12 protein-coding genes are annotated in these 12,204 nt (G+C 56.7%); 9 read left to right on the plus strand and 3 right to left on the minus strand.

The window, feature by feature from the left end; genetic code table 11:
• The 4 genes from ACXAC3_RS18890 to ACXAC3_RS18905 form a co-directional block, all read left to right on the plus strand.
• Nucleotides 1-860: ATP-binding cassette domain-containing protein (locus ACXAC3_RS18890; protein WP_475163700.1), on the plus strand; the 860-nt coding region annotated here is incomplete at its 5' end.
• Nucleotides 860-1,732, plus strand: a complete 873-nt coding sequence (locus tag ACXAC3_RS18895) for an NAD(P)-dependent oxidoreductase (protein ID WP_475163702.1) — start codon at nt 860-862, stop codon at nt 1,730-1,732. The genes ACXAC3_RS18890 and ACXAC3_RS18895, both read left to right, overlap by 1 nt.
• Complete coding sequence (locus tag ACXAC3_RS18900) at nt 1,729-2,436, plus strand: ThuA domain-containing protein (RefSeq protein WP_475163704.1); 708 nt, start codon at nt 1,729-1,731, stop codon at nt 2,434-2,436. The genes ACXAC3_RS18895 and ACXAC3_RS18900 overlap by 4 nt, the downstream gene beginning before the upstream one ends.
• A 34-nt stretch (nt 2,437-2,470) precedes the next feature.
• Nucleotides 2,471-2,791: a RidA family protein gene (locus ACXAC3_RS18905; protein WP_475163965.1), complete on the plus strand. Its 321-nt coding sequence runs from the start codon at nt 2,471-2,473 to the stop codon at nt 2,789-2,791.
• Nucleotides 2,792-2,797: 6 nt separating this feature from the next.
• Here ACXAC3_RS18905 and ACXAC3_RS18910 read toward each other — a convergent pair whose 3' ends face one another.
• The gene (locus ACXAC3_RS18910) at nt 2,798-4,090 is read right to left on the minus strand and encodes a hydantoinase/carbamoylase family amidase (protein WP_475163706.1); all 1,293 of its coding nucleotides are present in this window, start codon (nt 4,088-4,090) and stop codon (nt 2,798-2,800) included.
• Nucleotides 4,008-4,673, minus strand: a complete 666-nt coding sequence (locus ACXAC3_RS18915; protein WP_475163709.1) for a DUF1028 domain-containing protein — start codon at nt 4,671-4,673, stop codon at nt 4,008-4,010. Before ACXAC3_RS18915 ends, ACXAC3_RS18910 begins: the two co-directional genes overlap by 83 nt.
• A gap of 101 nt (nt 4,674-4,774) precedes the next feature.
• Here ACXAC3_RS18915 and ACXAC3_RS18920 point away from each other — a divergent pair, with 101 nt between their 5' ends.
• The 5 genes from ACXAC3_RS18920 to ACXAC3_RS18940 are packed head-to-tail and all read left to right on the plus strand — an operon-like array spanning nt 4,775 to nt 10,911.
• On the plus strand, nt 4,775-6,355 hold the full coding sequence (locus ACXAC3_RS18920) for an ABC transporter substrate-binding protein (protein ID WP_475163711.1): 1,581 nt from the start codon (nt 4,775-4,777) through the stop codon (nt 6,353-6,355).
• A 57-nt stretch (nt 6,356-6,412) separates the two neighbouring features.
• Complete coding sequence (locus ACXAC3_RS18925; RefSeq protein WP_475163713.1) at nt 6,413-7,360, plus strand: ABC transporter permease; 948 nt, start codon at nt 6,413-6,415, stop codon at nt 7,358-7,360.
• Nucleotides 7,357-9,222 (plus strand): dipeptide/oligopeptide/nickel ABC transporter permease/ATP-binding protein, encoded by a 1,866-nt coding sequence (locus ACXAC3_RS18930; protein WP_475163716.1) that lies wholly within the window; start codon nt 7,357-7,359, stop codon nt 9,220-9,222. Before ACXAC3_RS18925 ends, ACXAC3_RS18930 begins: the two co-directional genes overlap by 4 nt.
• Nucleotides 9,219-10,178: an ABC transporter ATP-binding protein gene (locus ACXAC3_RS18935; protein ID WP_475163966.1), complete on the plus strand. Its 960-nt coding sequence runs from the start codon at nt 9,219-9,221 to the stop codon at nt 10,176-10,178. The genes ACXAC3_RS18930 and ACXAC3_RS18935 overlap by 4 nt, the downstream gene beginning before the upstream one ends.
• Nucleotides 10,162-10,911, plus strand: coding sequence for a FadR/GntR family transcriptional regulator (locus tag ACXAC3_RS18940; RefSeq protein ID WP_475163968.1), 750 nt, complete (start codon nt 10,162-10,164; stop codon nt 10,909-10,911). The genes ACXAC3_RS18935 and ACXAC3_RS18940 overlap by 17 nt, the downstream gene beginning before the upstream one ends.
• A 221-nt stretch (nt 10,912-11,132) precedes the next feature.
• Here the strand turns inward: ACXAC3_RS18940 and ACXAC3_RS18945 are convergent, their stop codons facing one another.
• A complete protein-coding gene (locus ACXAC3_RS18945) occupies nt 11,133-12,086 on the minus strand; it encodes an autoinducer binding domain-containing protein (RefSeq protein WP_475163720.1) in 954 nt (317 codons plus the stop codon).
• Nucleotides 12,087-12,204 lie beyond the last annotated feature (118 nt).

A 12,204-nucleotide genomic window follows, 5' to 3' on the forward strand; every position in this document is an offset into this window, starting at 1 on the left:
AGCATACCGGCACCGCGATCACAGCCGAAACGGATGAAGACTCTGTCACCCAGATGATGATCGGGCGCAAGTTGGACCTGTCCCGCAACGTCTCGCATCACGAATTGGGGGAGGTGGCCTTGGAGGTGCGCAACCTGAGTTGTGGCGATCTGTACCAAAACGTCAGCTTCAAGATCAGACGCGGTGAAGTGGTCGGGTTCTATGGGCTGGTCGGCGCGGGGCGTACCGAGATCGCCGAAACCCTGTTTGGGTTGCGCGATCCATCTGCCGGACACATCCTGCTTGATGGGCAAGAGATACGCATCCACTCACCCTCAGAAGCGATTGAGCGGGGTATCTCGCTGGTGCCGGAAGACCGCAAAGGTCAGGGGCTGGTCTTGGGCATGAACTGCAGGGACAACATGACCCTGCCTCAGGTTGATGATCTCAAGGCTGGTCCGTTTGTGGCCGAAGGGGCCGAGGTTTCTATCTTTGATCAATACCGCGACCGGCTGGAAATCCGAACGCCCGGTTGGCGGCAACTTGTCGGAAACTTGTCCGGTGGCAACCAGCAAAAGATCGTCATCGGCAAATGGCTGTCCATGCACCCGAACGTGCTGATTGTTGATGAACCGACACGCGGGATCGATGTCGGTAGCAAAGCCGAGATTCACAACCTGATCCGGGATCTTGCCGCGCAGGGATATGCGGTGATCGTCATCAGTTCGGAGATGCCTGAAGTGTTGCACGTCGCGGACCGGATCTACGCTATGTTTCAAGGGCAGATCACACAGGAATTCACGTCTGAAGATGTGACCGAGGATAACCTTGTTCGCGCAATCTCGGGCCTGTCCGACAACGGCTCGACGCAGGTCGCGTGATGCGGGTTGGTTTTGCTGGATTGGGTCGCATGGGGCGTCGGATGGCGGCCAACTGCGCCCGGGCAGGGCATGAGGTCACGGTCTGGAACCGCAGCACCGGTCCTGCGCAGGATTTTGCGCAGAGTGTTGGTGGCGGAATTGCCAACACTCCTGCAGAATTGTCCCGTGTTACTGAAGTTTCGGTGTCGATGCTCGCAGATGATGCAGCCGCACGGGCAGTTTACTTCGGAGATGCAGGTCTGATCTCGGCGCCGGGCGCGCAAACGTTGATTGAGATGGGCACGATGAGCCCCGCATTGGTCGCGGAGATTGCGGAGGCCGCCGAGACAGCCGGAAAACGCTTTGTCGATGCACCGGTTTCCGGGGCAACCAACGCCGCCGAAGATGCCACGCTTCTGATTATGGCAGGCGCCGATGCTTCGCTTGCTCCGACGCTGTCACCCCTTTTTGACACGATGGGGCGCAAGACCATCTGGTTGGGGCAGGCCGGTGCCGGTGCGGCCATGAAGCTTGCGGTGAATTTGCTGATCCACGGGCTGAACCAGACGGTCTCTGAGGCGCTCTGCCTTGCCGAGAGCGCTGGCATAGCCACTGATCTCGCATTTGATGTGATCGAAAACTCTGCGGCTGCGGCGCCGATGTTAAAGTTCCGCCGCCCTATTTATTTGAACGAAGCAAGCCAGGCTGTGACGTTCACAGTTGCGCTGGCACGCAAGGATGTCGCGCTCGCTCTGGATTTGGCGCAGGATGTCGGTGTGCCGATGCCGCAGGCTGAGACCACTTTTCAGGTGCTGAAAAACGCCGAAGCACAGGGCTTTGATGCCCGCGACATGGCGTCCATCTTCAACTACATGCGAGGACAATCGGGATGAAAGCCGCACTTTTTGTTGGGGGCTGGAAAGGCCATGCCCCCACGCAATTCAGCGATTGGTACGAGGCGCTCCTGAAGGAAAACGGGTTTGAAGTGGCTGTTTACGACACGTTGGAGCCCCTGGAAGATCCGGATGAACTGGCCGATCTGGATCTGATCACACCGATCTGGTCATCCGCCAGATCGGGCCATAAAGACAAATACGGGAATATGACAAAATCGCAGGAAGACGGGTTATTGAAGCTGATCGGGGACGGGTGCGGGTTGGCGGGCTGGCACGGCCATATGGGCGACGCGTTCCGCGATCGGCCCACCTATCACTTTCTGATCGGAGGTCAGTTTGTTGCGCATCCGCCGGGTTGGCCTGATAACCTTCAACCTCGCGAGGATTACATCGATTATGATGTGACCATCTGCAAACCCGATGACCCAATCGTTAAAGGGATCAGAAGCTTTCGTCTGACAACCGAGCAGTATTACATGCTGGTTGATCCCTCTAATGACGTACTAGCGACCACAACCTTTTCCGGGGATCATCTGTGGTGGATCGAGGGGACAGTCATCCCGGTGGTTTGGAAGCGCCGATGGGATAAGGGTCGCGTTTTCTATTGCTCAATCGGGCATGAGTTGGACGATTTGAAACAGCCTCAGGTCGCTGAGATCATTCGCCGTGGTGCAATTTGGGCCGCTGACGGAAAACCATAGCGCCGCAATATTTTTTTGTGAATTCAAGAAGCAGCTGTTCGTCCTGATCCAACGGTTAACCGTACCCGATACGATATATCTCGCAGGTCAGGTTGGCACCGAAGGTGCGCCGGTCGCGCGGCAGACGCAGGATTGCCTCGACAAAGTCGATGCGCTGCTTGCCGAGGTTGGCAGCGACAAGACACGCATACTTCAAACGACCATCTGGTTGGCCGATATGAAGGATTTCGCCGAAATGAATGCTGTCTGGGACGCGTGGGTGCCAGAGGGGCACGCACGGGCCCGTGCTTGCGGCGAGGCTAAGCTGGCAACCCCCGAGTATCTGGTGGAGTCTATAGTGGTCGCAGCGCGCTAACTGTAGTTAGTGAACAGACCTGAGAAACTCGGCAAGAACGTCGATTGCGACACCCAGATCTTCTGAGGGTGCAAACTCCTCGGGCCTGTGGCTCACACCATCACGACAGCGGACGAACAGCATCGCGACCGGGCACAGATCGGCCATTGCCGAAGCATCGTGCGTTGCGCCTGAGGGCAATGACAACCCTTTGACTCCCTTGGATCTGACTGCATTTGTCAAGACACATGACAATCTGGCATCGCAGGGCTGGGCTTCCTGGGAATATGTTACCGAGCACTCGATGGCCAAACCCATACTCACAGCTATGGATTGAGCGAATTGATGCAAGTCCTGACCTGCTTGCAGGCGGTTTCCGTCCAGCGGAGAGCGAATTTCGACCGTCAGCCGTACAATCCGCGGTATCGCATTGACGACATTTGGTTCCACCGTGAGTGAACCGACAGTGGCGCGCAGATCAGCCGTTTCGCGCCCCATTCTGTTCACCTCTGAAACGATCTCTGCTGCGCCGACAAGGGCATCCTTCCGTCCCTGCATTGGCAGGGTACCCGCGTGTCCGGTTTCTCCGGTCAGGATGATCTGATGCCGTTCGATGCCGCAAATAGCTGTGACGACACCAACAGCCTCATCTTCGCGTTCCAGAACCGGGCCCTGTTCAATGTGCGTTTCGAGAAATCCAATGATGTCTTCTGGATCTCGGGCGAGTGCTTTGATCTTCTCGGGGTTCAATTCAAACGAACGCATTGCCTGCATCAGTGTCGTGCCTTGCAGGTCGCGCATTTCCAGAGTTGACGGGTCAAAGGTTCCGGACAGCGCGCGTGATCCGATGAGGGCGGTCGGAAACCGCACCCCTTCTTCATCTGCAAAGGCAAGAACCTCTACGCCAAATGACAGTTCGGTGCATTCGCTTTGAAGTTTTTGTAGGGCGAGGATTGGCAGGACAACGCCCATGATCCCATCATATGCGCCACCTTCACGAACTGAATCCTGATGAGATCCCAGCAACAATGTCTTGCAGCCAGGTGGCCCGTCTTGCCGTCCCACCAGTGTTCCCGCGTCGTCGAGGCGTACAGTCAAACCGGTCTTGAACATTTCGGCCTTCAGTAACTCGAGAGCCGCATCATGCTCGGCGGTAAAAGGCAGGCGGGTCACCCCGGGGCCAGGTTCCGAACAAGCCGCAAGTTCGTTCAGCAAAGCTTCGGCGCGTGCACCCCAATCAATCAAGGATGCGCTCCCGGTCGTTGGGGGTTGGTACTTGTTCTGTCCATCTGGAATACGCGCCTGTTGTTGCTTTCCCATACAAGTCTTCAAGCGCTGCAATCGGGTTGGAAGGGTCATAGTCAATCCGCAATGACAGAGGCGGTTTGTCGGGGTGCAGTACCAATAACGCCGCGGATAAAAGTCCCCGGCTGTCGCCGCCCATTTGAGTGGCCGCCCTCAAGGACGCGAGAAGCTTGTCGCTGAGTCCCCCCTCGGTTTCAGCAAACCGATCGACCATCGCGTCTAAAACATTAGTGCTGGCCAGTAAGTTTCCGGCGACCACTCCATGGTGAAAAGCAAGGCTGCCTTTCTCTGGCTCGTTGGAAGCCCCGGTGAATTCACCAGTCTGCCCAAACAGATCGAGTGCAGTTAATTGACGATAAGCTCTGCCGTTATCCGCAGCGGAGATGTGTTCCACAGCATCCGCGGCACAGGCCCCGTTGTGCATTGCTGTCAGGACGTCTTCGCCCCAGATTGTTGACGGCGCGGCACCCTGGCTGGCTGACATTCCAGCTGAAACGTGGCCGCGCAGAACCCAGCCGCCAACACATAACGAGCCGGTCGCAGCTGCGCCACCAATGGCGCCAGACACAGGATCACGTGCAAGAATTGAAAAAGTCATATCGCTCCCGTATTCACATCCTTCGCTATTTATCATGAAAAATTGACCGGTGCAATTTATCATGATAAATAAGCTGTGCCATGCCAACTGGGAGAATGATAATGTTGTTCAAGACCTGGACCCGACGGGGTCTGATGGCCGCTGCCGCAAGTACGGCGTTGGTTGTCGGCGCTGTCACGTCCCCCGCAATTGCGCAAACGCCACCAAATGTTTTGATCGTCGGTCAGATTGCAGAGCCGAAATCGCTCGATCCGGCGGCCGTGACCGCGGTGAATGATTTCCGAATTCTGGTGAACGTTTACGAAGGACTGACCCGGTACAAATCCGGCACGCTGGAAGTAGAGCCTGCGCTGGCGACCGGGTGGGATATCAGCGAAGACGGCACGCAGTATACATTCACGCTGCGCGAGGGGGTGACATTCCAGGACGGAACGCCGTTCAACGCCGAGGCTGTGAAATTCAATTTCGACCGGATGCTGGATGAGAACCATCCGTATCATGACACTGGTCCATTCCCGCTTAGCTTTTTCTTTGGAGCGGTGGAATCGACCGAGGTCGTAGATGACATGACGGTGAAGTTCACACTGAACGCGCCTTATGCGCCCTTCCTGTCGAACCTCGCTTATCCGACCGGACTGATCGTATCGCCTGCTGCGGTTGAGGCGAACGGCAAAGAGTTTGGCCGCAACCCCGTCGGCACCGGTCCGTTCAAGTTCGGTGAATGGCGTTCGAACGAGGCAGTTGTTGTAGAGCGTAACAACGGTTACTGGGGCGAGCCTGCGGGAACCGAGGCTGTCGTCTTCCGCCCGATCACCGATGCCAATACCCGCGTAGCCGAGATGCTGGCAGGGGGCATCGACCTGATGGTCGAAGTTCCGCCCACTTCATTGGGCCAATTCGAAGGTGACGCGTTTTCGGTGGCTGAACAGGCCGGACCACATGTCTGGTTCCTGATCCTGAACGCCAAGGAAGGTCCATTCGCCGACAAACGCGTGCGTCAGGCTGCAAACTACGCGATCAACAAGGAAGCGATCGTCAATGACGTGCTGGAAGGTACAGCCACGGTTGCGGCTGGTCCAACTCCTCCGGCATTTGCCTGGGCATACAACGAAGAACTGGACCCCTACGCTTATGATCCCGAAAAGGCCAAGGCTCTGATCGCCGAGGCCGGCGCGGATGGAGCGGAATTGACTTTCTATGTCACCGAAGGTGGTTCGGGCATGTTGGATCCGGTGCCGATGGGAACCGCCATTCAGGCTGATCTGGAAGCGGTGGGCTTCGACGTCAACATCGAGACCTATGAATGGAATACATTCCTGGGAGAGGTGAATCCCGGCTTGGAAGGCAAAGCGGATATGGCCGAAATGGCATGGATGACCAACGATCCAGATACGCTACCATATCTGGCGCTGCGCTCGGAAGCCTGGCCTGACAAGGGGGGGTTCAACTCGGGCTATTACGCCAACGAAAAGGTTGACGAATTGCTGGAGGCTGCGCGTACCGCCACCGATCAGGATGAGCGTGCCAGACTGTACCGCGAAATGCAGGCCATTGTGCAGGACGATGCCCCATGGGTCTTTGTTGCCAACTGGAAGCAGAATGCCGTTACCAATGACCGGGTTGAGAACTTTGGTCTGGAGCCGTCATTCCTGTTGCACCTGCAAGGTGTTGTGAAGAACTAAACCTTAAAGTCAGGGGCCGGAATTTTCCGGCCCTCTGCGTCTGCAAATGAGGGCAGAATGGGCGGTTACATCGTCAAGCGTCTGGTATCGGCTGTCCCTGTCCTGTTGGGGATCACGATCATTGTTTTCTTGATCATGTCCCTGATTCCCGGCGATCCGGCCACGGCGATCCTTGGCTCCTATGCGACGCCAGAGAACGTAGAAAAACTGAATCGCGACCTTGGCTTGGACAAGCCTGTAATCACCCGGTACTTCATCTGGATCACCAACATGCTGACTGGTGATTTCGGTCGTTCCTATTCGCTGAACCGGCCTGTCATCGACGAAGTGCTGGAACGGTTCAATGCGACGCTGATACTGGCGGGCACGGCCTTTGTTTTGTGTTCGGTGCTGGGCATTCTCGCTGGGGTGGTCTCGGCTGCTCGCCAATACGGCGTCGCTGACAAGATCATTACATTTGTTGTTTTGATCGGCATTTCGGTGCCTTCATTTTTCCTCGGCATGATGATGATCCTGCTGTTTGCGGTGAATCTGCGCTGGCTGCCGGTGTCGGGCATGTATGCCATCTATGGCGGCGGTGATCTGCCTGACCTGCTGCGTCACCTGATTATGCCTGCGCTGGCGCTGGCCGCCGTAGCAACTGGCGTTATTGCGCGCCTCTCGCGCTCGGCCATGTTGGAGGTTTTGCGTCAGGACTTCATACGAACGGCTCGCGCGAAGGGAGTTCCTGAGCGTCGCGTCATCATGGGCCACGCATTGCGCGCGGCCATGGTGTCGATCATCCCGGTACTGGGCATTCAGGCAGGGTTCGTTCTGTCTGGTGCCGTTTACATCGAAATCGTCTTTCAGTGGCCCGGAGTTGGTCGAATGCTGGTCGATGCGATCCTCAAGCGCGACCTTCTGCTGGTACAGGGCGGCGTGGTGTTCGTGGCCGCCTGTTATGTGCTGTTTAACATCGCGGTCGATGTTGCGCAGAGCTTGCTTGACCCAAGGATCAAGACATGACGGCTTTTCTCAAGTTGTTGTTTCGCAACCGGTTGGCGGCGTTGGGCGCGGTTGTCCTGAGCGTGATCCTGATCCTGGTGTTGCTGACGCCGGTCCTGCCGCTACAAAACCCGGATATCACGGCCACGGCGGATCGATTTCAAAAGCCGTTCACTGAAGGCCATCTGCTTGGTACCGACCATTTGGGACGGGATTTGCTCAGCCGCCTTTTACATGGCACGCGCCTAAGCCTCGCGGTTGGTATAGCCGCAGCCCTGATTGCGGCCACGATCGGTTCGGCCATTGGCATTGTCGCAGGATATTTTGGCGGTCGTGCCGACAACATCATCATGCGGGGCGTCGATATGTTGATGGCCTTTCCGTATATATTGCTCGCGTTGGCAATTGTTGCTGCCTTGGGCCCGGGCCTGATGAATGCGCTGATTGCGGTTGCGGCCGTGAACGTTCCGTTCTTTGCCAGAAACATTCGCGGGGTCACGGTCGGGCTGGCTGGGCGTGAATTCATTGATGCTGCGCGGCTTGCAGGAATGGGGCACATTCGTATCATCCTGACCGAACTTCTGCCTAACGTGCTACCGGTCATAATCATTGCCATGTCGACGACTGTCGGCTGGATGATCCTGGAAACCGCCGGTCTCAGCTTTCTCGGCCTTGGCAGCCAGCCGCCGCAAGCCGACCTGGGATCAATGCTGGGCGAGGCGCGGTCTGCCCTTATTTCACACCCGCATACCTCGGTCGTTCCGGGGATAATGATCTTTCTGATTGTTATGTCGATAAACCTGCTCGGCGACGGAGTGCGCGATGCACTCGACCCGCGGCTGCGGTCTGGGGCACTGTCCCGTCCACGTGCCATGACGTTGGTTGAGCGCAAGGGGGAAGTCCCGGCACCAACCGACGATCTACTCGCAATTCAGGATTTGCAGACCCAGTTTCACGTTGGCGACCGCGTGTATCGAGCCGTCGGTGGTGTCTCTTTATCCGTCAAAGCGGGGGAATGCCTGGGTGTCATCGGGGAGAGTGGATCGGGAAAATCGGTCACGGCTCTAAGCGTGATGGGGCTGGTGGCGTCCCCACCCGGCGTGATTACCGGCGGCGCGGTGCGGTTTCAGGGCGAGGATCTGATTGGCGCTTCTTATGAGAGCCTGCGTCAGAAGCGCGGTGATCGCGTCGCATATATTTTTCAGGATCCACTATCTACTTTGCATCCACTCTATCGCGTTGGGCGACAACTGTCCGAAGCGATCCAGTCGCATCACGATATCCCAAAGGCCGAAGCGCGGGCTCGGGCCGTACAGCTTCTCAGGGATGTGCGCATACCGAACGCCGCGGCGCGGGTGGACAATTACCCGCACGAATTATCGGGCGGAATGCGACAGCGCGTTGGCATTGCGATGGCTCTGGCAAATGAACCCGACGTGATTATTGCAGATGAACCGACGACCGCCCTTGACGTCACCGTTCAGGCTCAAATCCTCTCTCTCCTTGACGATTTGCGGCACGAGCGTGGGTTGGCGATCATCTTTATCACGCATGACTTTGGCGTAGTCGCGCAGCTCTGCGATCGAATTGCTGTCATGTATGCCGGAAAGATCGTTGAGGAGGGTCCGACGCCATCTGTATTGGAAGCGCCAGCCCACCCTTATACCAAGCGTCTGATCGCCTGCGTTCCGGAATTAGGTGGTGGACAGCGCGCATTGGCAGCTATCCCCGGATTGCCCCCACTTGTCGACAACCTTCCGCCGGGCTGCGCCTTTGCCCCGCGTTGCGAAAAGGCGCAAGACATGTGCCGAACGGGCGAAGTGATGTTGAAAGGTGATACCTCTCGCGCGGTTCGTTGCCACTACCCCGAGGAGGCGATCTGATGCCTGCGCTCAAGGTGGACAAGCTTGCAAAGACCTTTGCGTTGAAAAAACCGCTTTTTGGCGCAGCGCTGCCAGGGGTGCGCGCGGTGCGGCCGATGTCGTTTCAGGTCCAAAGCGGAGAAACACTGGGCATCGTCGGAGAGTCCGGCTGCGGCAAATCCACATTGGCGCGAATGCTGGTCGGTTTGTTGGACGCCAGCGAAGGGACCATCGAAATCGAAGGCAAGGCGCTTGATACCGCCGACCCGGCCAAGTTCGGCAGGCTGATACAATATGTGTTTCAAGACCCGAACAGCAGCCTCAACCCGCGAAAAACCATCCGTCAGGTGATGGAAGCGCCGCTCAAGCGGCTTCACGGGATGCCGAGGGCCGAGCGCGATATACGGATTTCGCAGATTTTCGCCTCGGTCAACTTGCGCGAAGAATTCCTTGACCGTTACCCGCATGAGTTTTCGGGCGGGCAGGCGCAGAGGATCGGAATTGCGCGGGCATTGGCCGCCAATCCCCGGATCATCGTGCTGGATGAACCGGTTTCGGCGCTGGATGTTTCGGTGCAGGCGCAGGTTTTGAATCTGCTGGCTGACCTCAAAACAGAGTTTGGTCTGACCTACCTTTTCATAACACATGACCTTGCTGTGGTTGAGGCGGTCAGTGACCGGATCATGGTGCTGTATTTTGGTTCGGTGGTCGAGATCGGAGATGCCAGGCGCATCTTTGCAAATCCTCGTCATCCCTATACAAAACTGCTGGCTGAAAGCGCGCCAGTTGTTGGCCGTCCGCTCACCGCACCCGAGCAAAAGGGAACTGAGCTTCCGGACCCGCTAAATCCACCTCCGGGCTGCGCCTTTGCGGGACGGTGTCCGAATGCGACCGATCTGTGCCGGACGCAGGAGCCAGAACTTGAACCTGTGGGAGAAGACCAACTTGCCGCCTGCCACCATCCGATCCAAGACTGAACCCAGGCTCAGCAGACCGGTCCAGGTCGCTGAGGCGATCAAAGACTGGGTGGTAGAGCAGGGGCTGCAAGCCGGTGATCGATTGCCCGGCGAGGCGGATCTGATCGAACGTTTCGGAATGGCCAAAGGCACGATCCGCGAAGCGATGCGGGTGCTGGAGGCGCAGGGCCTGATCAAGACCCGCACCGGACCGGGCGGTGGCAGCTTTGTGCACGAAGTCAGCCAACAGCGTGCCAAGGCATTGTTGGGGAATTATTTCTACTTCAAGGATCTCACGATCGGCGACATTTACCAGTTGCGTTTGACCTTGGAGCCAGAGCTTGCAGCAACGCTTGCAGGAAATTTGTCTGAGGACGTCTTGCGCCAGCTTGAAGACAACATCGCGGAGTATCGCGAACCTGCAACCAGCGCTGATGAGGAACGTGAACAACATGTTGCGTCACTTCGATTTCACGCCATTTTGGCAGAACAAGCGCAAAATCCACTGCTTGGTTTCATCATTGATTTCATGGTCAATCTTTTGGCGGACCTGACGGTTTATCGCCGACTTTACTCGCCGCCAAATACCGAACTTTGGAAGCAGGGCCGTGATCATCAGCAGCGGCTTGTCGCAGCGTTGCGGGACGGCGAATCAGAGCTGGCGCGGTCCATTATGGCCGGCCATATGGAGATTGCCTGGACCCTAATGCGCCAGCAGGAAGCCGAAGTGCAGCGCCGGTTTCTGTCGGAATAACGTGACCAGTTTCAACCACTGAAACGAATGCACCAACTGCTTGACCGCTTGTCCAGCGGCGCAACACTAATCACAAGCCCGATCATTATGCTTGTTATCATTGCACATGAGAGTGACACTTTAACTTTGCGGGTACACGGTAGGGCGTCGTAATAGCAATTATGTGAAGTCTGCAAATCCGCACTTTCTAATACTGCGAAGAAGGGCGCCGCCGGCCTGGTTTACAGATATCTGATCCATAGGGCTTGATCGTCTGAATCTCCGAACACTTCGCTAATTTCAGCCTTGTTGAGGCCAAATTCCACCAACAGATTTTCGACCTGAACTGATTGGAAGCTTTCGAGACTTCGTACAAGTCGGCCTTCTTCAAATGCGATTAGTTCGTGTGTTCTGCCGGACCAACGGACGATCCCGCCGCAGAGCGTCCGATGTTCGATATCGACCAGTTCTGCCACCGGGTCTGCAAAAAAATCGCTCCATTTGAGAAATCCGGTACTGACAGCCCGCGCAACCGCTTGTTCGATCGTCCGGCTCTTCAGCTTGGTGGTGATCGAAGATATCTGCGCATCCACCGTTCGGGAGTGGCTGCCCGTCTGCCTGGCAATGACAGACGGCACCAAACCCGACGCAAGCATCTTCAGGACATCCAACTCATCACCGGACAGGGAGTCCGATGGAAAGTTGAAGACGGTTTCGATGACGTCTAGCGCGAGCAGGTGCAGTATCTGGGCTTCGTGGCGCAGGGCAGGGAGCATTGTCGCGATCAATGCCTCCCATTCGGCACGAGGTACATTGGATGTGACGGTAAACACGCCACGCTCACCAAAAGGATTGATGACCGGAATAGTCAGGCCGTTGCGGCCAACGCCAAACCGTCTGGCGGCCTCAAAGAGCGCTGCATAGTCCGCTTGGTTGTCGAATGCTGCCCAATCAATCGGAGCGATCATAGTGGCGCCGAACCGAATGAGGGGATCGGAAAGGATCAGGTCGTTTTCGACATAGTGTCGGGTCCATTCAGCCGAAAACGTGGTGCAGCCGTGAACGATGTTCTGCGACTTGTCGATATGGGCATAAGAGGCGTTCTCAAATCCAAACCTGTGGCAAATCTCCTGAAGACGTGCCTCCCCGGTTTGCCGAAAATCCAACTCAGACCTGCCAATATCCGCAATTTTCATAGACTGTCTTTCTGTTCCGCGTCGCCGTCGAGGCCGCATAGCAACCTAAAGCTGAGCAAGCTACTCGGGAATTCCCGTAGCCAATCACAGATTTGAATACAGTTCTGTTCAGAAGACG

The organism is Ruegeria sp. ABV4_181 (genome assembly GCF_056158465.1).

Excerpts from the sequence above, each read along its gene's own strand:
- ACXAC3_RS18910 (WP_475163706.1), bottom strand. The coding sequence starts at position 4,090 with ATGGGAAAGCAACAACAGGCGCGTATTCCAGATGGACAGAACAAGTAC.
- ACXAC3_RS18930 (WP_475163716.1), top strand. The coding sequence starts at position 7,357 with ATGACGGCTTTTCTCAAGTTGTTGTTTCGCAACCGGTTGGCGGCGTTG.
- ACXAC3_RS18895 (WP_475163702.1), top strand. The coding sequence starts at position 860 with ATGCGGGTTGGTTTTGCTGGATTGGGTCGCATGGGGCGTCGGATGGCG.
- ACXAC3_RS18925 (WP_475163713.1), top strand. The coding sequence starts at position 6,413 with ATGGGCGGTTACATCGTCAAGCGTCTGGTATCGGCTGTCCCTGTCCTG.
- ACXAC3_RS18915 (WP_475163709.1), bottom strand. The coding sequence starts at position 4,673 with ATGACTTTTTCAATTCTTGCACGTGATCCTGTGTCTGGCGCCATTGGT.
- ACXAC3_RS18945 (WP_475163720.1), bottom strand. The coding sequence starts at position 12,086 with ATGAAAATTGCGGATATTGGCAGGTCTGAGTTGGATTTTCGGCAAACC.
- ACXAC3_RS18920 (WP_475163711.1), top strand. The coding sequence starts at position 4,775 with ATGTTGTTCAAGACCTGGACCCGACGGGGTCTGATGGCCGCTGCCGCA.
- ACXAC3_RS18900 (WP_475163704.1), top strand. The coding sequence starts at position 1,729 with ATGAAAGCCGCACTTTTTGTTGGGGGCTGGAAAGGCCATGCCCCCACG.